General features: G+C 64.1%; 20 protein-coding genes and 1 tRNA gene. 13 read left to right on the forward strand and 8 right to left on the reverse strand.

Going from position 1 to position 22,706, the window contains the following annotated elements:
• The first annotated feature begins 55 nt into the window (after window positions 1-55).
• From ACSU1L_RS11105 to ACSU1L_RS11120, 4 genes are all read left to right on the forward strand, one after another.
• Entirely contained in the window at window positions 56-979 is a 924-nt protein-coding gene (locus tag ACSU1L_RS11105; protein WP_439255832.1) for a sulfurtransferase, read from the forward strand.
• Between the two features lie 62 nt (window positions 980-1,041).
• Window positions 1,042-1,710: a GntR family transcriptional regulator gene (locus tag ACSU1L_RS11110; protein ID WP_438255657.1), complete on the forward strand. Its 669-nt coding sequence runs from the start codon at window positions 1,042-1,044 to the stop codon at window positions 1,708-1,710.
• A gap of 42 nt (window positions 1,711-1,752) precedes the next feature.
• A complete protein-coding gene (locus tag ACSU1L_RS11115) occupies window positions 1,753-1,998 on the forward strand; it encodes a hypothetical protein (protein WP_438255658.1) in 246 nt (81 codons plus the stop codon).
• The gene (locus ACSU1L_RS11120; RefSeq protein ID WP_439255833.1) at window positions 1,995-2,867 is read left to right on the forward strand and encodes a hypothetical protein; all 873 of its coding nucleotides are present in this window, start codon (window positions 1,995-1,997) and stop codon (window positions 2,865-2,867) included. Before ACSU1L_RS11115 ends, ACSU1L_RS11120 begins: the two co-directional genes overlap by 4 nt.
• An 18-nt stretch (window positions 2,868-2,885) precedes the next feature.
• Here ACSU1L_RS11120 and ACSU1L_RS11125 read toward each other — a convergent pair whose 3' ends face one another.
• Window positions 2,886-3,740, reverse strand: coding sequence for an SDR family NAD(P)-dependent oxidoreductase (locus tag ACSU1L_RS11125; protein ID WP_439255834.1), 855 nt, complete (start codon window positions 3,738-3,740; stop codon window positions 2,886-2,888).
• Window positions 3,741-3,845: 105 nt separating this feature from the next.
• Here ACSU1L_RS11125 and ACSU1L_RS11130 point away from each other — a divergent pair, with 105 nt between their 5' ends.
• Window positions 3,846-4,406 (forward strand): asparagine synthase, encoded by a 561-nt coding sequence (locus ACSU1L_RS11130; protein WP_438255661.1) that lies wholly within the window; start codon window positions 3,846-3,848, stop codon window positions 4,404-4,406.
• Window positions 4,407-4,481: 75 nt separating this feature from the next.
• Window positions 4,482-4,554, forward strand: a tRNA-Arg gene (locus ACSU1L_RS11135).
• A 209-nt stretch (window positions 4,555-4,763) separates the two neighbouring features.
• Here the strand turns inward: ACSU1L_RS11135 and ACSU1L_RS11140 are convergent.
• The 3 genes from ACSU1L_RS11140 to ACSU1L_RS11150 are packed head-to-tail and all read right to left on the reverse strand — an operon-like array spanning window position 4,764 to window position 6,287.
• Entirely contained in the window at window positions 4,764-5,003 is a 240-nt protein-coding gene (locus tag ACSU1L_RS11140) for a putative acetyltransferase (RefSeq protein ID WP_438255662.1), read from the reverse strand.
• A gap of 28 nt (window positions 5,004-5,031) precedes the next feature.
• On the reverse strand, window positions 5,032-5,169 hold the full coding sequence (locus ACSU1L_RS11145; RefSeq protein ID WP_439255835.1) for a hypothetical protein: 138 nt from the start codon (window positions 5,167-5,169) through the stop codon (window positions 5,032-5,034).
• Window positions 5,169-6,287, reverse strand: a complete 1,119-nt coding sequence (locus ACSU1L_RS11150; protein WP_439255855.1) for a Fic family protein — start codon at window positions 6,285-6,287, stop codon at window positions 5,169-5,171. Before ACSU1L_RS11150 ends, ACSU1L_RS11145 begins: the two co-directional genes overlap by 1 nt.
• 704 nt (window positions 6,288-6,991) lie before the next feature.
• On the opposite strand from ACSU1L_RS11150, the gene ACSU1L_RS11155 reads away from it, so the two are divergent.
• Both ACSU1L_RS11155 and ACSU1L_RS11160 read left to right on the forward strand, forming a co-directional pair.
• Window positions 6,992-8,563, forward strand: coding sequence for a hypothetical protein (locus ACSU1L_RS11155; protein WP_439255836.1), 1,572 nt, complete (start codon window positions 6,992-6,994; stop codon window positions 8,561-8,563).
• Window positions 8,564-8,826: 263 nt separating this feature from the next.
• On the forward strand, window positions 8,827-10,332 hold the full coding sequence (locus ACSU1L_RS11160) for an L-serine ammonia-lyase, iron-sulfur-dependent, subunit alpha (protein WP_439255837.1): 1,506 nt from the start codon (window positions 8,827-8,829) through the stop codon (window positions 10,330-10,332).
• 138 nt (window positions 10,333-10,470) lie between these two features.
• On the opposite strand, the gene hrpB is transcribed toward ACSU1L_RS11160, so the two are convergent.
• From hrpB to ACSU1L_RS11175, 3 genes are all read right to left on the reverse strand, one after another.
• Window positions 10,471-13,047 (reverse strand): ATP-dependent helicase HrpB, encoded by a 2,577-nt coding sequence (gene hrpB, locus ACSU1L_RS11165; RefSeq protein WP_439255838.1) that lies wholly within the window; start codon window positions 13,045-13,047, stop codon window positions 10,471-10,473.
• Window positions 13,048-13,258: 211 nt separating this feature from the next.
• Window positions 13,259-14,887, reverse strand: a complete 1,629-nt coding sequence (locus ACSU1L_RS11170; protein ID WP_438255668.1) for a flotillin family protein — start codon at window positions 14,885-14,887, stop codon at window positions 13,259-13,261.
• Between the two features lie 92 nt (window positions 14,888-14,979).
• On the reverse strand, window positions 14,980-15,408 hold the full coding sequence (locus tag ACSU1L_RS11175) for a MarR family winged helix-turn-helix transcriptional regulator (protein ID WP_439255839.1): 429 nt from the start codon (window positions 15,406-15,408) through the stop codon (window positions 14,980-14,982).
• A gap of 419 nt (window positions 15,409-15,827) precedes the next feature.
• Between ACSU1L_RS11175 and ACSU1L_RS11180 the strand changes: the two genes are divergently transcribed.
• From ACSU1L_RS11180 to ACSU1L_RS11200, 5 genes are all read left to right on the forward strand, one after another.
• Entirely contained in the window at window positions 15,828-16,586 is a 759-nt protein-coding gene (locus tag ACSU1L_RS11180) for a TnsA-like heteromeric transposase endonuclease subunit (protein WP_439255840.1), read from the forward strand.
• The gene (locus tag ACSU1L_RS11185; RefSeq protein WP_439255841.1) at window positions 16,583-18,580 is read left to right on the forward strand and encodes a hypothetical protein; all 1,998 of its coding nucleotides are present in this window, start codon (window positions 16,583-16,585) and stop codon (window positions 18,578-18,580) included. The genes ACSU1L_RS11180 and ACSU1L_RS11185 overlap by 4 nt, the downstream gene beginning before the upstream one ends.
• Window positions 18,580-19,590: an AAA family ATPase gene (locus ACSU1L_RS11190; RefSeq protein WP_439255842.1), complete on the forward strand. Its 1,011-nt coding sequence runs from the start codon at window positions 18,580-18,582 to the stop codon at window positions 19,588-19,590. The genes ACSU1L_RS11185 and ACSU1L_RS11190 overlap by 1 nt, the downstream gene beginning before the upstream one ends.
• A 1,036-nt stretch (window positions 19,591-20,626) precedes the next feature.
• Window positions 20,627-21,523, forward strand: coding sequence for a hypothetical protein (locus ACSU1L_RS11195; RefSeq protein ID WP_439255843.1), 897 nt, complete (start codon window positions 20,627-20,629; stop codon window positions 21,521-21,523).
• 97 nt (window positions 21,524-21,620) lie between these two features.
• Window positions 21,621-21,980, forward strand: a complete 360-nt coding sequence (locus ACSU1L_RS11200) for a hypothetical protein (RefSeq protein ID WP_439255844.1) — start codon at window positions 21,621-21,623, stop codon at window positions 21,978-21,980.
• 51 nt (window positions 21,981-22,031) lie between these two features.
• Here the strand turns inward: ACSU1L_RS11200 and ACSU1L_RS11205 are convergent, their stop codons facing one another.
• Window positions 22,032-22,316, reverse strand: a complete 285-nt coding sequence (locus ACSU1L_RS11205; RefSeq protein WP_439255845.1) for a helix-turn-helix transcriptional regulator — start codon at window positions 22,314-22,316, stop codon at window positions 22,032-22,034.
• Between the last annotated feature and the right edge of the window lie 390 nt (window positions 22,317-22,706).

Here is a 22,706-nt window from a genome sequence, read left to right on the forward strand (position 1 = left end):
TAACGTTCGTGTCATCAGCGCTGACAGGTGAGCGTGCGGCGCGGATGCTGAGGGGATGACCCATCTCGTCAGCGTGGCGCAGCTCGTGCATCTGCAACGCTCCGCGGAACACGGCACTTCTCCTGCCGTGCGGCTGCTCGATGTGCGCTGGCGGCTCGACAGCCCGGAGGGTAGACCCGAGTACGTGCGCTCGCACCTGCCGGGGGCGGTATATGTCGATCTGGAGCATGAGTTGGCTCATCGCAGTCAGCCCGAGGACGGGCGCTATCCGCTGCCGGAGATCACTGATCTTGAGCGCGCCGCGCGATCGTGGGGATTGCACGATGGCGATGTCGTTGTCGCTTATGACGACAACTGGAGCGTTCCAGCCGCCCGGCTGTGGTGGGTGCTGCGGCGTGCCGGAGTCGCTGTTCGGGTGCTCGACGGCGGCATCAGGTCGTGGGTCGCTGAGGGGCTGCCGGTGGAGTCCGGCGATGTCCGACCGGCGATCGGCACAGCGACGCTGCGAGATGAAGCGACGCTGCGCGATGAAGGGACGCTGCAAGACGGTCCGGTGCCCCCGGAACGGGAGATGCGCGAGCTGAAGATGAACGAGGTAGAGGCGTTTCTCGACGGCGGTGTGCTGCTCGATGTTCGAACACCTGAGCAGTACAACGGTGCGCGTACGACCGGCGCCCCGGTTGCCGGCCACATCCCGGGTGCGGTGAATCTGCCGGCGATGGCGGCGGTCACCGGCGACGGGCGGTTGCAGCATCCCGACGTCCTGCGACGCATCTTCGCCAGTGCCGGTATCACCGCAGACACGCTCGTCGCGGTGTACTGCAGTTCAGGGGTGGCGGCCATGCATTCTGCGCTCGCGCTGGAGCACGCCGGCATCCGTGCGCGCGTCTATGTGGGCTCATGGAGTCAGTGGTCGAATACCCGCGGCCGACCCGTTGCGATCGGGATTCTGCCATCGGGACGACTCAGCACGGTATGAGCGTTCCATCTCGTTGTGGGAACGGGATACCAAAATAGTGTGCCGAGTGGGAGAATGCCTGCATGGGGGCAATTTCGGGGGAACTCGAATCAGTGCGCGTTGCGCGTCTGCTTCGCGAGGACATCGTGTTGGGCAGACGAGCGCCCGGGTCAAAGATCGTCGAGCGCGACATCGCCGCAGAGCTGGCTGTTTCGCGGCTTCCGGTGCGTGAGGCGATTCGGATGCTGGATGCCGAGGGCATCGTCGTTGCGCGTCCGCGCACCTGGGCCGTTGTTCGCGAATTCAGCCTGCAGGACGTTCAGGACTTCGCCGAAGTACGTCAGTCCATCGAGCTGCTGCTGTTCGTGTATGCGACCGAGCGCCATGATGAAGCCGGGCTGTCGGAGCTGCGGCGCCGGGTGGAGCGCGAGGAGCAGGCTGCCCGGGCGGGTGACGTTCACGAGTCGCGTGCGGCAGCCGGTTCTTTCCACGAGTACATGGCGGTGCTGGCTCGCAACGACATGCTCACCGAGATGGTGCGGGTGTTCGGCACGCGTCTGAAATGGGTCTTCGGCCAGCACGATGACCTCGAGGCGATGGCGCAGGAACACCGGGGACTCTACGAAGCGATCGCGGCGCGTGATGTCGAGCTCGTCAAGGAGCGCGTTGTCCAGCATCTTGAAGAGGGGCGACAGGCGGCCGTGCGGCGGTTCCAGCCCGACCCGTCATCTCTTGCAACGTTGAGCGAATAAGCTCGGTTCTGCGGAGGGGGACTCCGATTGCTGGGAAGAAGTATGCGTATTCTCGCACTTGCTCTGGGCGCCCTGCTGTTAGTGGGCGGCGGGGCACTTGTCGTGCTCGCAGACCAGGAACGGGAAGCGGCGCTTGAGCAGATGCACCAGAACGTCGCCGTGCTGGATGCGAACCTCGAGCGCGCGCGTAACGAGAACCTGCAGCGCGCTGAGCAGCTGACCGCATTGCGTTCTGCGATTGCCGAGCAGCGGGCACAGCTCGCCGACACCGACGGGTTTCTGGAATGATGCTCCGGCGCGTGCTCGTGGTCGTCGTGACGCTCCTGATCGTGGGCGGCGGAGCCTTCGCCGCGAAGTCACACTCGCTGGAGAGTCAGCGCGCGGTGCTGCTCGCCCAGAGCAAGACGGCGCAGTCGGAGCTCACCACGACCACTGCCCGCGGTGGCTATCTCGAGTCGCTGATCGCGCACCACGAGGGCGAACAAGCCGAGCTGGAGGCCGTGCTCGCGGTGCGGGCAGGCTTCGTTTCTGAAGTCGCCGCTCTGCGTGACGCGCTGGCGAAGGCGGAGGGGAAGATCGACACCGCAACGTATCGCGCGGCTGCTGTCGGTGCGCAGAACACCGTGATTCAGGAGGACGAGGACCCCGTCGTCGTGACCAATGCCACAGCGACGATTCACGCTCTCACCGCCAAGGTGAATGAAGGGCTCGGCACGTGGGAGGAGAGTCAGCGGCGCGCGGCCGCGGCCGATGCACCACTGTGGTCGAGCAGCGGCGCGGACGGCTATGCCCGCGTGCGTGCTGCCCTTGATCATGTCGGCGGTGGTGCGGTTGGGCTCTACGAATCTGCCTCCTGCGCTGGGGGAACAGCGCCGGCATGCGCGAACAGCAACGGTTACATCAAGTACCGCGCTGATGTCGCCGGGTGGGATGAATCCCGGCTGAACTGGGCGATGGCGCATGAGCTCGCGCACATCTATCAGTTCGCCGTGTGGGGGTCGCTGAACTCGGCGCCGGCTTATCAGTCGATGTTTGGCAGCGATCCGGAGTTCCTCGCCAATTGCATGGCGGTGGTACGTGGTTACCCGGGGTCGGTGGGATGCGGACACGATCAGCAGGTGTGGGCCTCGGGAATCTGGGTCGGCTCCGTGCGCTGACCCCCTCCCCGGGCCGGGCTACTTCACGGGGCCGTGCGACTTCACCGGGGTCGTCGTATCGATCGCCTGGCGCAGCGGCGCGCGCATGACGCTCCAGTAACCCGTCGGCGTGAGCCGGGTGAGCAGATCGATGAGGCGCGCTTCTCGGCCGATCATGGTGCGGGCTTTGCAGCGTTCGGTCGCGCGGATGATGCGCGCCGCGGCGTCCGCAGGCTCGGTGTGGTACATCGCGGCCTGGGCGGATGCCGCGCGTGCAGCAACGGCAGGGTCAATGGCAGCGGCGTAGCGTCCATGCAGGATGATGCCGGTGCGCACGCCACCCGGATACACGGCTCCGACGCTGACCGTGCTGTCTTCGAGTTCATGGCGAAGTGCTTCAGAGAAGCCGCGCACGGCGAATTTGCTCATCGAGTAGGGGATGCGGCCGGCCGGTGAGGCGAGGGCGTAGACACTGGCGAGATGGGTGATGTGGGCCCGCGGTGCGCGGCGCAGTGCCGGCAGGAGCGCTTTGGTGATCGACACCGTACCCCACAGGTTCACATCGACGAGCCAGCGCATCTCCTCCATCGTCAGCTGGTCGAGGCTTCCGAGCATGGACGAGCCGGCGCAGGTGATGAGCGCGTTGATCCGCGGATGCGCGGCTGTCACGTCGGCGGCAGCCGCGACGACCGCCTCGTCGCAGCGCAGATCGACGATGTGCGTCGTGGCCCGGCCCGGCAGATCGGCTGCGAGGGCTGTCAGAGCTTCGGCGTTATAGTCGATCAGAGCGAGGTCTGCGCCGGTATCGGACAGCTGCCGTGCGATTTCGGCACCCATGCCGCTGGCGGCACCGGTGATCACGGTAGTGTTTCCGGTCAGGGTGAGCCGTGGCATCAATTCCTCCTCGAGGCGCGTATCGGGTTTGCGCCATGAGCTGAGTTCTATTGTTACCGACAATGGCGTCGGTGGGTAACGGTACGATTTTGGCAGGAGGTTGTGGTGGGACGAACTGCGGATGCTATCGCCGAGGGCGTCGCCATTGCCGCGGCCGCTGCCCGCCTGGCCGTGAAGAACCAGATTCTCGTGGGCACGATCGCCAAGGGCGGGGTGTTCGATGCTGCGCAGTACCTTGACGTCGCGCGCGACGCGCTGCTGGCGATGGCGGCTGAATCCGAGCAGGCTGCCGAAATGGTCACAAAACTCCGTCGACGGGCTCGTGGCCGCCACTCCGACCCGTCCGGCACGCACGACTACCGTGATCGCGATGTGCGAAACCTTCGTCGTCGCGCCAAGCAGTCGGCAGGTGTCGCTGATCGGTTGAAGGCGATGGCCGACAACTCTGAGCAACTCGGGGTGCTAGTCGAAGACGCACGTGAGGCTGCCTGGGCGGATGTGCGGGGAAACCTGGATCGTCGTCTGCATGTTGAGGGCATGCGTCCCGACCAAGATCCCCAGTACGCGGTCATGCGCGAGGCGCGGATGCAGGCCCTTCGGCTCGTCGATCTGCAAGCGCTTTCGTCTGAGCAGCGAGCGCGGCGAAAGCGCGAAACGCAGGGTTGACGCCCGGTTTCGCATTCAGGGCACTCGTCATGTATTCTTGCTGAGGCCCGTTCCACTGGAACAGGCCGAAAATATGCGCCCGTAGCTCAATGGATAGAGCATCTGACTACGGATCAGAAGGTTAGGGGTTCGAGTCCCTTCGGGCGCACAGAGTATTGAAGCAAATGAACGAAAAAAGGGCCGATCATCGGCTCTTTTTTTGTTTCTACGGGTCTTCTGATCGCGTCTGATGCGAATCAGCGGAGTTGGAGGTCGCCGCTTCGAAGGTGGTACCAACCTGCAGGAACAATCATGAGATCGCGCGGGTAAAGCTTGAACTGCGCCAGGGGAAGGGCCCGCGCTCGGCGGAAGGGCCGGTCAGCCCAGCGGCGGGTACCGCGGTGCGCGGCGCTGCGGAGGGGGCGGTACCGCTTTCGCCGCGGTCACATCATCCAGCCGGATGGCGACCAGCCCGCGCCGCGTTTCCACCACGCATCCACCGTCGCTGCACTCCCGCAAGAAGCCGACAGCGTCGGTGAAGCCGCCGGGGATCCGCTTGCGCACGGTCATCCGCGTTCCCAGAGGAGCATTGCGGATGAACTCGATGGCGTCAGGCATGGCCTCAGCCTAAGCGCGTCCATCGCGCTCAGTGGGGCTCGACGTCGACCCACTCGCGGTGATTGGTTACCGGCACCTCGCGTCGACCGTCCGCGCTTGGAACACGGCGTCGCTGCACGAACCGGCTGGTCCCGTCCGGTGTCTTCTCCCAGATCCACTCGAGCATCAGTCTTGCTTTCCTTCGTGCATGGCTGCTTGGATGTGGCGGTCAAGGTCGTCGAGCTCGGCCATCACTTCGGATGCCGCCCAGACGCGGTCCTTCTTGCGTCCCGTGATCTCCTCGATGAAGCCGGCGTTGACCAGCTGGTCGATCGCCCTGTAGGCGGCTGTGGGGGAGCCGGTTGTGGCTTCGATCTCGTTGGTGCTCATGACGGGGTGGTCGTAGAACGCCTGGATGAGAGCAGCTGCAGCGGAGTTCGCGCGTGGCTTCAGCTCTGCAGCCCACAGTTCGGGCATCGCCTTCAGCCGGGCGATGGTCTCGCGGGAGCATTCGGCGGCCGCGCGCGTAGAAAGCGCGAACAGGTCGATGAGCGGTGCAGGATCGCCGAGGCGGTGGGAGCCGAGGGCGGCGAAGTAGTCGTCGCGGCGGGCGAGCAGGCCGCTGGCGAGGGGGACCACCGCGTTTCGGGTGACGCCTCGACGCCGCAGCACGGCGGAGACGAGAGCGCGGCCGATGCGACCGTTGCCGTCGGTGAAGGCGTGGATGGACTCGAACTGGGCGTGGCCGATCGCGGCCTGCGTCATCACGGGTACGTCGTCCCGGTTGAGGTAGGCGATGAGGTCGTCGATCAGCTCGGGCACGCGCTCGGGCGACGGGGGAACGTGGAGTGCGCCCCGAGGGGAGTGGTCGCTGCCGCCGATCCAGTTCTGCATGTCGCGGAGGCGACCGGCGTAGCCGGCTTCCTGGGGGTCGTCGGCCATGAGCGCACGGTGGGCGCTCATGAGGTAGTCGAGCTCGAAGCGCCCGCTCTCACCGACCTTGGTGATCAGCGCGTGGAGTGCGGCGGATGCTGCGACCATGCTGGTGGCGGAGGTGTTGCCCTTGTTGCCGGCCAGCGCCTTGGCGTAGTCCCGGGCGGAAGCGTTGATGCGCTCGATCTTCGACGAGGCGGCGGACTCGGAGCGGACCATGAAGCGGCTGAGGGCGGCGGAGTGCCCCTCGGCGTCGGTGTCGGCCTGGGCTACAGCGAGCAGTGCGCGCTCGGTGTGGAGCGTCACCTTCAGTGGCGGCATGTAGTCGAGTTCGCGGATGAACGGAGGGATGGTCGCATTCACGGACCGCATCATCCGGTCTTCGCGGGTGCCACCACGAACCTGCTGCTGCCAGGGAAGCGTTTCGTCTCCGTGGGACGGCCACTGTAAGATCCGATCTTCGTCCATAACCGCTAGTTTACCTGCGCAAATTCCCACTTGGAAGAGCTAACCGGTGATTTGCTGGGCGAAATGCTGTTTCTGCGGTGCGCACCAGGGCACGGCGAGTACGCGGGGGTACGAAGATTCTGACACCGGCTCCCTTGTACGCATTCACGTACATCACTTGAGATGTCAGAATCGGCTGGTTCAAGCAGCAGACTCGCGGTGCGATCACGTTCGAGTACGACCGTGTGTGGCAGAACCGATCGACCCGGGCTCAATCTGACAGCAGGCCGGTGAAACGCGGCATCAAAGCTGAGGCGGTCCTACCACGGGCACTACCCAATATCGGATGCGAGCACGCCTTCGGAAACTTCCGTAATGAATTGACAGTTCTTGCGTCTCCTAGGTGACATCCCATTAATTTAAGGTGAGAGATGAAGCTAAGAACGAAACCGGCCCTCGCGACTGTTGTGGTTGCTGGGCTTGCGGTGTTGGGTTTCGCGGCCCCTGCCTCAGCAACGAATCCAGGCACACAGTCGGGTAATAATACTGAGCGCTGCGAGGTGAGTTGGAGTGCGTCGTCGGTCCTTGACACCGACTTGAGTCATGATGACCCGGCCTACCCGGGGCTGATGCAAGATGCAGCCGGACAGCCAGTCGACTACAGCAATGGTGGTTACATTCAGGCCGTGGAGCCGGCGCTCGGTGACCCCGGGTATTTGGAGCTGAACCACTTCTACTTGGCGAACTTTCAGACGCAAATTTGGCGGGTGCCGACAGCGAGTAATCACCCGATTAAAGATGCGACCGTCACGTTCGAGCTGGCCGACGGGTACGACGCTCTGTCCGAGTACGTCGTCTCGTTCGATCCGGTGTCGTCGAACGCCAGCATGGCGAACTGGGGCGGCTACTACGACGACTACACATGGAGCGCCCGAGGCGCTGACGCAGCGACGCAGAACGCGGATGGAAGCTGGACAGTATCGCTCGGAGACCTGCCGACTATGGGTGGCACCGTCTACCAGTTCAATGTACGAAACGCGGACGGTTCAGCCTTTACGCACACCGACCGGTTCATAGCTGAGGCGACGCTGACCGGCAGCTATTTCCAGGGCACGGGATGCGCCCTTCCTCCGATCGAGAACCCCGCCCCGACGCCGGATATCGGTGAGTGTCAGGTGGAGTACCTCGGCACCACGATCTGGACGAAAACTGACCGTGACATCACTGATCGAATCAAGGTTCACGATGGTGAGATCTCGGATGCCAAAGGTGAAGTGAACGCTGATGGATGGGGTGCAGGATCTGACCAATGGGGCGAAGGCGCAACGCGCACGTTCCGTCTCTACGGCGGCACACACACCGAACTGACCAACGTGCAATATGAGGTGCAGGCGGTCCGGGGGTTCAACTTCGATTCGAGCACGGTGTCGGCGCTTTCGACACCCGGCGGCGGAGCGTTGCAAGGCAACGGATTGACCGAAGCCATCGAGGGGGCCGGCGCTATCGAGTTTGTCGATGAGCGTACGATCCGGATGTCCGTCGACACGATGCCTGCACATTCGTCTTTCTCGTTCAACGTCACAGGCGTGCTCGACGCGACGACCAATGCGATGGTTTTACACCACCGTCTCATCGGTGATGACCCGAACTGCGAACCAGTCATTCCGACTGATCCGGAGGAGCCGCCGGTGAGTCCGGAGGAGCCGCCGGTGAGTCCGGAGGAGCCGCCGGTGAGTCCGGAGGAGCCGCCGGTGAGTCCGGAGGAGCCGCCGGTGAGCCCGGAAGAGCCGCCCGTGAGTCCGGAGGAGCCCCCGGTGAGTCCGGAGGAGCCCCCGGTGAGCCCGGAAGAGCCGCCCGTGAGTCCGGAGGAGCCCCCGGTGAGTCCGGAGGAGCCGCCCGTGAGCCCGGAGGAGCCGCCGGTGAGCCCGGAGGAGCCCCCGGTGAGTCCGGAGGAGCCCCCGGTGAGTCCGGAGGAGCCCCCGGTGAGCCCGGAAGAGCCGCCCGTGAGCCCGGAAGAGCCGCCCGTCGATGCAGCGACGCCTGCTACTCCGCAAAGCCCGTCAGAGGTAGGCGATGGTGCTGGTGAGGCATCTGACGAGCTCGCCGTCACTGGCTCCGAGCTGAGTGGGTTCGTTGCGGTGTTTGGTGCGCTTCTCCTTGCCGTGGGGGTGGCACTCAGCGTCAGGGCGCGTCGCAGCTAAGATCCACGCGCGAACGGTGACTTGAGATCGCTGAACGAGCGAAGGGTGAGCCACTCAACTCGGCTGGGTGGCTCACCCTTTCACGAAGATTCGTATTCGTTGTGCGTCCTTGGTTCATGCCCGCCTGGTGGTTGTGCTTGCTGACGAAATGCAACATCGCCGCGAAGGTCTCGGAGTCCATCTCCGCGTAAGTCAACGCGTTGTGCGAGCATGACGCTGGCGCAGAACACGCCGGACAGGCTCCATCGGCGTAGCCTGGAGTCGTGACAGCGTACGTCTCGGCATTCGATTTCTTCTCCATCGGAGTGGGGCCTTCGAGCTCCCACACGGTCGGACCGATGCGGGCGGCGCTTGATTTCGCTCGACGGCTGAGCCGCAGCGGGCAGCTTCCCGATGTCGCACGAGTGACGTGCACGCTGTTCGGCTCGCTCGGCGCGACCGGCATCGGTCATGGCACCCCCGATGCTGTGGTGGCAGGCCTCCGCGGACTCGCACCCGAGGCCTGCGATCCCGCAGAAGTCCGCCGGGCCTGGACCGACTTCCCCGACGCAGGATCGTTGCTGATCGATGGCACGCACGCGGTCGCTTTCGCAAAGACCGACATCGGGTTCGCGCCGCGCACGCGGCTGCCCGGGCATCCGAACGCCATGACGCTGCGTGCGGAGGGCATCGACGGCGACGCGCTCACCGAAGAGACCTACTACTCCGTCGGGGGTGGGTTCATCCGCCGTGATGGCGAAGAAGCGTCCGTCGGCTCCGGTGCCCTGCCCTTCGACTATGTCGATGCGGCATCGCTGTTGGCGCTGTGCGACGAACACGGGCTGTCGATCGCCGACGTCGCACGGCTGAACGAGATGGCGGTGCGTTCCGAGCAGGAAGTCGCCTCGGGGCTCGACGCGATCTGGGATGCGATGGTCGAGTGCGTGGATGCCGGACTGCACGCTGACGGAGTGCTCCCCGGCATTCTCCAGGTGAAACGCCGCGCCGGTGCGATCCGCGAGCAGCTGGAAGCATCCGAAGCGGACGGGGCGAGAGAGATTCCGGGCGAGTGGCTCGGCGCCTTCGCGCTCGCTGTCAACGAAGAGAACGCCGCCGGAGGGCGGGTGGTCACTGCGCCGACGAACGGCGCAGCCGGGATCCTTCCTGCCGTTGCGATGTACTGGTGGCGCTTCCTCGCCGACTCTGGGCTCGGATCGGGTAACGCAGTAACCCCGCACGGCGAACTGGTCGGCAGTGCGCTGCTCGGGTTCAGCGGAGCCTCGGACGCCAGGCCGCCCGAGCCTGCCGAGGGGCTCGGGCCGGAACACCTCGTCGCCGAGGCGAATCGCCGGCGCGGCATCCGCCGTTTTCTCCTCACCGCGACCGCTCTCGGGTCGCTGTTCAAGGCGAACGCCTCGATCTCAGGCGCCGAAGGGGGATGCCAGGCCGAGGTGGGTTCCGCATGCGCGATGGCGGCCGCGGGGCTGACCGCGGTCATGGGCGGAACGAATCGGCAGATCGAGAATGCCGCCGAGATCGCCATGGAGCATCACCTCGGTCTCACCTGCGATCCGATCGGTGGGCTGGTGCAGATTCCCTGCATCGAACGCAATGCGATCGCCGCATCCACCGCGGTGACGGCTGCTCGTCTCGCCCTGCGCGGGGATGGCCAGCACTACGTCTCTCTGGACGCCGTGGTCGAGACGATGCGGCAGACCGGCCTGGACATGTCCACGAAGTACAAGGAGACCAGCGAGGGTGGACTCGCGGTCAACGTCATCGAGTGCTGAGCTCTCGCCGTTCATAACTCCTGAAAAGTCTGGGGTGTGGTTCCGGGCGGTCGCGTGTTTCCGGGGCCTGTGCGCCCGCAGCGGCCGAGCCGGCGCAAATTTTCAGGAGTTGTGAACGAGCCGGGCGGCGCGCCACGGCTACTTCTGGTTCGCGCGACGCTTCGTGTGCCGGGTGGGAACCGCCGACCAGGGGTCTTCCGGCCACGGATGCTTCGGGTACCGTCCGCGCATCTCTGCGCGCACCTGCGCGTAGGGTCCTGCCCAGAACGAGGCCAGGTCGTCGGTGACAGCGAGCGGGTGTCCGCCGGGGGAGAGCAGATGAAATAGCACCGGCACGCGGCCGCCGACCAGCAGTGGCGTCTCGGCCCATCCGAAGCACTCCTGCAGTTTCACTGCCACAACAGGCCGCGCAGTCGGGTCATCGACAGGCGGGTAGGTGAGACGCACGCGTGATCCGCTGGGTACCTCGAGACGTTCGGGAACCAGAGCGTCGAAGTCGACGGCTGCTGGCCAGGGAAGCACGCGTCGGAGCGCCGAGGTCAGATCGATGCGCGCGGCGGGAGTGCCCGTGGCGAGGGTCGAGAGCTCAGAGGCGAGCCAGGAATCGAGGGTGCCGAGGAGCGCGGCATCGGAGACGTCCGGCCAGGGGGACCCGAGCTCGCGATGCAGCAGAGCGAGGCGCCGCCGCAATCCATCGGCGGCCTCTGACCAGGTGAACACCCCGAGGCCCTGTTCTTCGACGGCGCGGCGCGCGGCATCTCGGCTGCCTTCACCTGCCTGAACGCGCATAGGAACAGACGAGCGGACGATCGCGCCGAGCCGACGCTCGCGACGCGCCTGGACGCGCCCATTCACGAACTGGGCTTCGATCCGGTCAGTGATCAGATGAGTCGCTGCCTGCTCCGCTTGGCTCTCAGAGATGGCGGCGGCGGAGCGGATGATCGCTCCGGTGCCGGCGGCAGCTCGATCCTGAGCGCGCGTGACATCGGCCACCGCCAGCCACTCGACACCGGCGAGCGGACCAGCGATGCCCGCACGGGTTCCGGATGCGAGGAGGAAGATAGCACCGTGCGTCGAGTGATCGACGCGGCGGGCGATCCGCTCCGGGAAGGCGAGTGCGATGACGAGTCCAACCTGATCGGTGCTTCTGCGCTCTGCACCTGTCTTGCTGGTCTTGCTGGAAGTGGAGGTGAATCGTTCGAGGCGTCGGACTTCCTGCTCCCAGCGGCGGGTGTCAGGGCTTCGTCCGTTTCGCAGCGCGATGAGCGTGGTCGCGACATCTCCGTCCGCGACACGAAGTTCGCCCCCGATCAGGGCGACGACCTCGGCTGCGGTGCGCGCACCAACCAGCGCGCTGCCGTCGCGAAGTGCGCGGGCGAGACGAGGATCGGTCGGGACCTTGGCGAGCTGCCTGCCTGCTGCGGTGGCACGGCCATCGGCATCGATCGCGCCGAGTCCGCACAACACCCCGAGCGCGTCGCTCAGGCTGTCTGCGGGCAGAGGATCGACGAGGCGAAGACCAGCCCCTGCGGGTGCACCCCAGCAGGCGAGGAGCAGTGCAGCATCGGTGAGGTCTGTCGTGGCGATCTCCGGGGCCGGTCGCGCGGGTGCTGCGGCGAACGTGCGCTCGTCGACGCATCGCACCACCACGCCGGGTCCGTGTCGGGTCGCACGCCCCGCACGCTGGATGGCAGAGGCACGGGAGGTGGGACCGGTGACCAGACCGCTCATGCCGCGGGCAGCATCGCGTTGCGGTGCGCGAGACAGGCACGTGTCGACGACGAGGCGCACGCCGGGAACGGTCAGCGACGATTCCGCGAGGGACGTGGTGACAATGATGCGTGGGACTTCACCTGCGCTGCGCCCACCGATCACGGCATCCTGCTCGGCGGGGGGAATCTGGCCATGCAACTCGCGGACATCGAACTCTGCACCGAGACCGCGGATGCGCCGGGCGATCTCGGAGACCTCACGGGCGCCGGGCGCGAAGACGAGGGCGTCGGCCGTCGAATCACTCCGGATCAGCGCACGATGCGCGTCGACCGCTGTACTCGCGACGTGATCGAGGAAAGACCAGGTCACGCCGCGCTGGTCCAGCCGGGGTGCGGGGCTCGGCGCCCAGCGCACAGTGAGCGGATGCGCCGCGACCGTCTGCGTCACAACCGGGGCAGGAGCGGCATCCGTGCCGAGCACCTGCGCGAAGCGATCGGCGTCGAGCGTCGCCGACATCGCGACGATCATGAGATCCTCGCGCAGCTCGCGGACTTCGCCGAGCAAGCCGATCAGCAGATCGGTTTCGAGGGCGCGTTCGTGCACCTCATCGATCACGACAGCGCCGATGCCTTCGAGGCCGGGATCGTCGAGCAGGCGACGCAGCAACACGCCGGCGGTGACGAACTCGATCAGGGTGGAGCTGTCTACTTGGCGCTCGCCGCGGACGGTGAATCCGACGCGCGAGCCGAGGGGCGAGCCGTCCAGCTGGGCGAGCCGTCGGGCGGCTGCGCGCGCGGCAACCCGCCGAGGCTGAGTCACGATGACTCGGCCGGACACACGGCCGGCAAGGATGGGCGGAACGAGTGTGGTCTTTCCCGTTCCGGGCGGTGAGCTGACGACGACTGACGCATTGCGGTCAAGCGCAGCGTTGAGGTCATCGACCGCAGCGGAAAATGCCAGCCCACGACCGATCTTCAACTGGTCGAACGGTGCACGGGTCACCACTCCAGTGTCTCTTGTTCTGAGCGCGTGTACGACCACGCCGTAGGCTGAAACATGACCGCCACTCGGGGTCGCGGGCGTCCGCGCGCAGCAACAGGAGCGCGCGAGCGCGGCCAACGCCGACGCCGAAGTCGACGCGGCCCGGCCTGAGACGAGATGCAGAAGGCGCCGGTCACGGATCAGATGATCCGCGCCGGCGCCTTCTGAGCAGTTACTCGGCCGATGCAGTCGGCGGGGGAGTGGCAGCAGGTTCGGCGGGCTTCGTCTTCGCACGCTTCGTCGGCGCGGAGGCGGGAGCCTGCTGCTGTGTCTGGGCGAGTCCATCGCCGATTCCGCGGCCAACAGCCTGGCCCTGGATGATTCCCGCGAGGTCGAGACCGGTCGCGGAGCTCACGCTGTCGAACACGGACTTCAACGCTTTCGCGCTGTCGGCGCCGACGACGCTGGAAGCACCGTCTTCGCCGGAACCGCCGATGATCGAGACACTGCCGATCGTGGCGTAGCCCTTCGCAAACTCGCTCATGATCGACGGCAGCACATCGAGCACGCGCTGCGACAGGAACGCTTCCTGGTTGGACGCGATGGCCTTTGCCTCTGCTTCGAGGGCGGATGCTCGCGCATCACCCTCCGCACGGATAGCATCGGCTTCTGCATTGGCACGAAGGCGGCGAGCTTCGGATTCGGCCTCGGCGAGCGCGCGGAGGGCGTTGGCCTCACCGGTTGCCTTAGCTTCGGCGGCGTGGGCTTCACCGGCGGCGCGGGCACGGTCGGCCTCTGCCTGCTGCTCAGCGATGCGGGTACGGGCCTCAGCCTGTTTCACCTGCTCGATCGCAGCGGCTTCTGCGGCACGCTCACGCGTGTACAGGTCGGCCTGGGCGCGAGTCTCTGCTTCGTACTTCTGCGCGTCCGCAACACGCTTGACGTCAGCATCCAGCTGGGCCTGACGGTTCTCAGCGTTCTGCTGGAGCACTGCCTGCTCGGCCTGCGCACGGGCGAGGTGCTCGGCCTGCTCTGCTTCGGCGCGGGCTCGACCGATGCCGGCGTTGGCGTTAGCGGTGTTCGTGTCGAGCGCGGTCTGCTCGACCAGGTTGGATTCCTGGTTGGTGATGACCCTCTGGTTGATCGCGCGGTCGGCGTTCGTCTGCGAGATCTCGGCCGACTGTCGCTTGGACTGGATCTCCGGTGCACCGAGGGACTGGATGTAGCCGACGGCGTCCGTGATGCCCTTGATCTGGAACGAGTCGAGGATCAGGCCCTGCTCGGCGAGATCTTGCGAGACATCGGCGGCGATCTGGTCAGAGAACTTCTTACGGTCTCTCATCAGTTCGACGACGGAGAGGGTGGCGACGATACCGCGCAATGCGCCTTCGAGCTGCTCAGTGGTGAACTGCTCGATCGCCTTGTCCTGTGAGGCGAAGCGCTCTGCAGCGCGGCGCACGTAGAGCGGGTCGGATGCGATCTTAACGATCGCAACACCGTCGACGTTCAGCGTCACGCTGTCGAGAGACTGAGCTTCGGCGTTGAGCGACACCTGGCGCGAGCGCAGCGAGATGATCTCGTGGCGCTGGGTGATCGGGTTGACGAGTGACTTGCCGTTGACGATCACGGTGACGGGGGATTCGACCAGCTCGGGCTGGCCCGAAATGCTTCCGTCGGCGTTGCGTGTTTCTACGGTGCGTTGCACCTTCTGCTTGCGTCCTGAGATGACAAGCGCCTCATCGGCACGTGCGACCTTAATCCAGCTGCGTGCAAACAGCAGGACGATCAGGCCGACCACGATCAGGACGATGACGGCAATGCCGACGATGAGCAGAATGCCGAAGGCTCCGGCGATCTCCATAGTTTTCCCTCCGAGCCCCCGGCTTTCGCGGGAACGTCAGGTTCGACTATGCCAGAGATAGCCTCCGATGGGTGAGGCTGTGGATGCTCGGTTCAGAGCCCGCGGAGCTTGTTGGTGAGTCGGCGGAGCGTGCGCAGCTCATCATCGTCGAGCGGCGACATGCTCTCGACAATCGAACGGCTGTGCACCGCCGCGAGCTCGCGGAAGCTGCGGGCGCCGGCATCCGTTGCCGTCAGCAAAGAGCCGCGTCCGTCATCCGGGTCCGAACTTTTCGAAAGCAGCCCACGGGCGACCATGCGGTCGACCAGGCGCGAAACGCTGGGCTGGCTGATGAGCATGTTCGCTGTCACGTCGCGCAAGCGCGCGGTCATTTCTGGCGCGCGCGTGACAGTGAGCAGCACGTCGTATTCGGCTTGCGTGATCTGAGTGTCGTCGAAGTCTGCGGCCATGGTGGCGAAGAGTTCGTGTTGTGCTCGGAACAGGCCTTCCCACGCTTCGAGCGCGAGTTTTCGGTCTGACATGAGAACAGAATATCGCCAATGGTGAAGGGCCGGTCGGAGAGGCTTCCGGCCGGCCCTTGTCCCTTGCACCAAGAGTGTCCTGCAATCACATGCGGTGGATGCCACAGCAAACATTCACCGTGTGATCACTGTATAACGGCCGGGTAACGAATGCAACGGTTTGGTTACGAAAAGTTTTTGGGATCGTGTGTCCGATGTCCGATGTCCTGTCTCACGAAAGTTGGCGGTGTCTCACGAAAGTTGGCATTCGTCTCACGAAAGTTGGCGGTGTCTCACAAAAGTTGGCATTCGGCGGCGCGTCGCAACAGGCACGCCGCGCCCCGGCCTACTCTGCACGTGAGTGAGTTGGCGCTCACATGACATAGGACGGAACCTCTCCTAAGGAGTCTGGCCGTCTGCCGAATAGGGACTTATCCGTCGTGTCGATTGGATCCCTTTTGGACCTGTTCTTGCAGTGGGCGCCTGGAGTTCGCCCGGATGATGACGCCTCGTGTCAGGTGGAGTTCCAGCTGTCGGGTGTGCGGCGCACACTGGACGCACTCGATGTCTCCGACGTTGCGTTCGAAGCCGCCGATCCCGTTCGCAGCTTCCCTGCCTGGCGTGGGCGTCGGCACTACGACGGTGCCTATTGGATGGAGAGCTCGGGTAAGTCTGTTCCGTTCGAGTCCTTGACCGAACGTGCATGCTTAGTAGAGCTCGATCGTCGAGGCGAGATCTGCATGGTTTCGAGTCAGCCGATGTGGGTCCGGTGGAATGGTGTCAAAAGTGCGAAACACGTGCCTGACTACTTCGCTCGAGCAGTCGACGGTCGACCGCTTCTCATCGATGTGAAGCCAGAGAAACATCTCGATGACCACGATGTTCGTGCGCAGTTCGACCGCACCGCCACGCTTGCGAAGGTTCTTGGATGGACGTACCTAGTTTTTGGTGGCTCCTCAGCGATTCGCGACGCAAACCTGCGATTTCTTATGCGGTTCCGAGGGCAACCATGGCGAGATCAACTCGGACAGTTCGATTACAACTGGGCGGAGGCCTCAATTGCGGAGATCGCCGGGCAGATGGGTGGCGGCGAGCTGGGGCTTGCGCGTTGCTATTACCTGATCTGGAACGGGAAGCTCAGCGTCGATCTGGAGCAGCCGCTGTCATTGAAAACGCTGGTTGGAAGGGGCGTGACATGAAGATCGAGGCCGGTAAGCACTTGGTGTGGCGGGGTACCCAGTACGAGGTCGTCGTCGTGAGCGCCCACTCAGTGACGTTAAGGGATGAGAATCGGGTTGAGCTCGACGTCGCGTTCGATGACGTCGTGGCCGACGGCGAATCGAGTTTGGGCAGCGCCCTCAGAGGCCCTTCTGTGACGGAACTGGGCGCGAACGCTGCACGGGAAGTCAGTGCTTGGTCGGACTCCATGCAGCGGATCGAGACCAAGCTCGAGCAGGGTGATCCGTTTCGTGACATCTTGAGCGAGGAAGCTCAGATGCTGACCTTGGTGCTCGGACGATCTGTTTCTACCCGGACGGTTGAACGGCAGATTAGTGAGTATCGCCGAAATGGCGAGATGGGATTGGCAGATTACCGTGCCTCCGATCTCAGGTCCGTGCGGGTAATGAGTGTTGATCCGCGAGTTGTTGACACGATCAATCGCGTGCTTACCAATCGCGCTCGAGCGTCAACGACAAGTAAGGCGGTGATGCTCGAACAGGTCACGCGTCTCGTAGAGCGAGAGCACGGAACCGACGTCAAGATGCCAAGCCGCGCTACGTTCTATCGAATCTTGGACAGAGAGGATCGAGGACGGTTCTCCTTCGGATCCGCCAAGACACGGGAGTCATTGGCATTGCAACCTGATCGCGAATTCCGAAGGCGGACACCGCTGCGTCCCGGCGAACAGGTGCAAATCGATTCGACCCGACTCGATGTGATGGTCCGCATTGACGACTCGACGATTGGTCGCCCTGAACTCTCGATTCTGCTGGATGTTGCGACGCGTTCGATCTTGGCGGCTGTCCTGCGCCCGGAAGGGACCAAAAGTGTCGACCTCGTCGTCGTTCTGGCGCGAGCTCTCGTGCCATACGCCCGGCGTCCCGAAGGTGCGCGTGAGACGCGGCGCCTCATTTCAACAGCATGGGTAGACGACGCGCTGGTCGATCAGGAGCGGTTCGAACGCCTCCGCCTGGCGCAGCCATACATCTTCCCCGAGACCATCACGACCGACCGTGGTCGCAACTATCTCTCAAGGCACTTCTCCGAGGCGTGCGAACGCCTCGGCATCTCGCTGATCGCGGCCGCGCCGCACACTCCCACGGACAAGCCGCACGTTGAGCGGACGTTCGAGTCGATCGCGTCGTTGTTTTTGCAGTACGCCAAGGGCTACGTTGGCCGCAGCGTTGAGCATCGCGGGCGCGACGTGGAGAGCCAGTCGGAAGAACTGCTGACGATCGCCCAGATGCAGGAACTCTTGGAGGACTGGATCGCGGTCGAGTGGCAGAACCGTAGCCACGATGGGTTGCGTGACCCGCTGCATCCGAGAATCGCGTTGTCGCCGAACGAGATGTGTAAGGCGTTCCGTCACGTGGCGCCGGAGCTGCACGTGCCGTTGACACGCGATGATTTCATCGCTTTGCTCCCAGTGATACACCGGCGTATCAATCGATATGGGGTGACTATCGATCACCGCGTCTACGATTCGAAGCGGTTAGCGGAGCTTCGTCGTCGACAATCTCCGCAGAAGTCGAAACGGGGACGGTGGGCGATTCGGGTCGACCCGTACAATCTGCATGTCGTTTGGCTCGATGTGGACGGCGAGTTCATCCCGCTCTCGTGGGCGAACGACGTTCACGAGATGCCGATGCTCGGCGACGTATGGCGCTACGCCCGCGACGAGTATCGCAACCGGCCTTCGGCGGATTCTGCCGAACGTAATGAACTCTCACGGGCAATGCGAGGGTTTGCGGCCGCGGGGAATCCGAAGCGGGCGATGCGGCATCGGGCCCGGGCCAAAGCGGTGGCTGCAGATCCGATGAACATGACCAGCGCGACTGCGATCGAGGACACTCCGGACGCGCCGGTTAACGAGATCGGTGATGAGGCGCCGATGGAAGATTGGCCGAATCGAGGTGGGTTCGAACTGATCGGCGAGCCTATGCAGGAGATCAGATGGAGGTTGGAGGAATGATGGAAATCACCACCCGAGAGGGCTGGCGTGAGTACGTCGATGCGTCGTACGACAAGCCCGTCCTGGTCACCGTCGACGAGTTGAATGCGATGTCCTTCGGCGATCGTGCGATGTATAACTCCGCCAGGACCCGCTATGCGCAGGCCGGCGCTTTCGTCAAGACGCCGCAGTTTCGGGATGTCCAGCGCGCGACTCGAGAACGGATGCTGGTGAACCAGTATCGTCTGCTCGGAAAGCTCGGTGTAATTCTCTCTGGGGAGCCTGGGAGGGGGAAGACGACCACGCTGTTGCAGATCGGCAAGGAACATGAGCTTCGTCGGCGTATAACGGAGCATCCGGCGGCGTTGGAAGGGAAGATTCCCGTCGCGTACGTCACGGTCCCGGCGCAATGCACGGCAAAGGCGCTGCTGCACGAGTTCGCCAGGTTTCTGGGGCTGCCCACACTCGCGCGGATGACGTACGTGGCGCTGCTCGACATGGTTTCGAATGCGTTGCATCGGTGTTCCACCGAGTTGATCCTGCTAGACGACGTCCACCACTTGGATCTTCACTATCGGCAGAATATCGAAGCATCAGACATGCTCAAGCAGCTCTCTGAACGGTGCGGGGGGACGTTCGTGTACGCGGGTATCGACGTCGAGGAAACTGGACTGCTCGCAGGCACGCGGGTAGGGCAGATCCGCAAGCGATTCGAGCTTCACACCGCCGAGCCCTACCGGATCACGAGCGAGAAGGGTCGTACCGACTGGGGTGACCTTCTGCTGGCCATCGAAGACTCGTTGTGTCTCCTGAATCAAGAGAGCGGATCGATCCTTGGAGCGGCGCGGGAGCTGCATCAGCTCAGTTTTGGCGAGATCGGGCCGGTAAAGGACTACCTTCAGATCGCTTCGATCAGGGCGATGGATGATGGCTCGGAGGCGCTCAATCTGTCCGGCGTCGCTCGCAATGCCGCGCGGACTCGTCGCGCAGAGGGAGCGACAGCGAAGACGAACATGAAAGTAAAGGCCTAGGCCGAGAGATCGTGATTGACCCGCGGCAGCTCCCCGTTCGTGTGCGTCTGTATCCTGCGGAAACCGTATCAAGCTACTTTCGTCGGTTGAGCATCTGGAATTCTGTACCTGAACGCGATTTGTGGAAGATCGTCCGCGAGGCGGACCCTGAGGTGCCGATGACGGTCAGCCCGTCCGCGGCACCGGACATCGTCGCCCGCCTGGGGGGAATTCCTAACTGGTGTTTCGGCGAGAGGTTGGGGCCTGCGATTCGCTGCGTGCACGAACCAGGTTGGTGGAAGAGGCGTTGTTACAACTGCTGGCGTGGCTACGGCACGGTAACAATGTGTCAGCGCTGCGCATGCGGCGAAGTAGTTACCACTACCCAGCAGGTTGGCCCCATTTGCGTGCGACATAAACGCTGGCACGCGGGTGGCCTCGACATCGATGTCTCACACCTTCCCGCGCACCTTGTGGCGCAACGTCATCTGAACAGGTCACTCCACATGCGTTTTATCAGCCACCGCACCCCGGAGGCCGCGGTCGCGAGAGGGCTCATTCACGGTTGGTACGACGGGCCGCGTCCGCTCAATGCCGTGCTTGATCCCGATCAAGAGATCGAGGATTTCCCCGTACTGGTGGCGCTGCTGGAACGCCTCAGCGCGCCCGTGGTACTCAAAATGGTTCGCGAGCAGCCTGCTTCAGGCACGACCATGAGGGAGACGCTCCTTAACATGACTCCGGCGAACGAAGAGCCAACCGATGAACGCCCTCGACTACGGTTGGGTCCCGCCGTCGCAGGAGACCTTCTAAGCCACCTCACTCGCAGCAGACAGCATCGGCAAGACCCACTTTGGGCAATTCACGAAGCTTCGGAGCGTCGGCGACGAGACTTCGACTCGATACGGCATCAGACGGAGTGGCTGAGAGCAAAGCATGCTGTTCTCGCGAGGCAGCGAGAAGGATCGGACGATTGGCGCGCGGAGCAGGCGGAATACCAGCGCCAGGCAGCCACGGTACTCGCGTCGATGAAGGCGTACGCGCGGACTATGCCGACATGACTCAGCCGCCGGATCAGCGCATCGCCCAGTTGCGCGCGCTCCCGGTTGAAGTGACACCTTGGCTCCTGGAGACGCCCGAGAGCTACTTTGATCGCTTGTGTATCGCGAATCAGATCGCCCCCGCCGATCTCTGGTTGGCGATGCGCCGGTCAGAGTCGAGGCTGCCGCTGGGTGTCTCTCCGAATTATGCCGGTCACGCTCTCGAGGTGCTCGGTGGCATTCCGATTGGACGCTTCGACAAGAGCCAGACGCCGTCTGCGCTGGGGTCGAGTCGAGCCAAGGGTCAACCGCAACCGCGTTCCCTGCTTTGCCGTCGATGTGCTCGCGGCGAAGTTGTTGAGATTGCGCGTCATGTGGGGCCGATTTGCATCCGGCACCGCCGTTGGCACGATGGCGGTGCGGATCTCGATCTAGACGGCCGCGCTTCGGTGCTGGCCGCGCAACGCATCATCAATGGTGCGCTTAGCCAACGAGGCATCGCCTACCGCAGTCCCGAGGGACTCATCGCGCGAGAACTCCTTGTGGCATGGCGTGAGTTGCACCAGCCATCGCATGCGCCAAGCGGCGAGATCGACGACTTCCCCATCGTCGCCAGACTCATGAGCCGGCTGTCCGAACCCGAGTTCGTCCGGATGCTGATCCACACCAAGGCCGGGCGCCAAGGCCATGCGGCCGCGATCGAGTCGGTCTTCACCGCCACGGTGGGCGGATCGAGCAGTCCCGCAATGATGATCGAAGTGCGCGATCGCGAATTGATCTTGTCGGGGAGACCGGTCCGTGCGGTCGCGCGAACGATTCCCCTCGGACCGTTTGCAGAGTCCCTCCTGCCGCGCATCCCGACGATTCGAGCACGGCTGCTCCAACATCGGAACGAGTTCGGGCACGCGAATTAGTACCGCTGAGCTCACGATCGGACCCAATTGAGCGCGGGCGTGCCGCACACGGTGAATTGGGAGTGACTCTTGGCGACGAGTTCCGTATGGTCATCACATGGGTATGAACGACAACGACCCCGTCGTTAGCAGCAACCAGTTGGTTCGCGACCTCACCGACAGCCTTGGCCCGACGTTGGTAGCGGCGCTCGCGGGTGTCGGCCGAGCTGAGGTGAACGAATGGGCGGCCGGCCCCGGAACAGAGCCAAGCGTAGAAATTCAGAGACGGCTGACCGTCGCGCACGAGGTCTGGGCGGATGTGTCAGAGTCCGACGGAGCGTCCGTTGCTCGCGGGTGGTTCATCGGGGGAAATCCGTGGCTATACGAGCAAACCCCGGTCAGCGCGATCCGGGAAGATCGTCATGCCGAAGTTCGTCGAGCCGCCGTGGCGTTCGTCGACGGTGACGTCGACCAGTAGAGAGACGAGCTGCTCCGAAGGGTAGTAGCTCACCGGGAGCGCGCCCGTCGGTCAACGACTGCGAAGATCTGGGAAGTCCTTTGGGATCAGGTCCACCAGCGACGTCTCGAGCACCTGCGCGAGAGCGAGGACGGTGCGAAGCGTCGGGTTCGCCGGATGCCCCGGCCTCGATTCGCCCTTTTCGTACTTTTGGTACGTATAGCGAGTGAGACCGGCGCGGTAGGCGACGTCTTCTTGACTCAGCCCGGCGCGATCGCGCGCGGAACGAAGCGAAGTCGCGAATCGTTGTGAGTACGCCCTCCACTCGGCTTCAATCTCTTCGTTCCGTCGAGGCACCTACTAAGCGTCGTGAGCGCAGACATGTCGCATGGCCTAATCCATATGGCATAATTCGGGAGGCCATACGAAACAATCATCGTCCTCGTCGGATCGCTCCGCTGTCCCTTGCACGTGTGCTGCCATTCCCGGCGAAGGCGGTCGCATCGCGGGGTGGGCCCGTGCATGCGACCGCGAATGTGACGGTTGAGATGCGCGAGTCATACCCGGTCTGGTGGCGGGACATCGAGGATCCTCCACCTGCCGAATGGGTTTACATGTTCGAGGACTGTCGGCGGCGCTTGAAAACTGGACAGTAGCGGCGCTTGAAAAGTGAACACTCAACTATTGGAGAGTGATCACTTTGGAAGATTGGGCATTGATTCGGAGGCTGGCCGCGGAGGGCGAGCC

The sequence above is a fragment of the Microbacterium sp. A94 genome (genome assembly GCF_051842855.1).
In the GTDB taxonomy this organism is placed as follows: Bacteria; Actinomycetota; Actinomycetes; order Actinomycetales; family Microbacteriaceae; genus Microbacterium.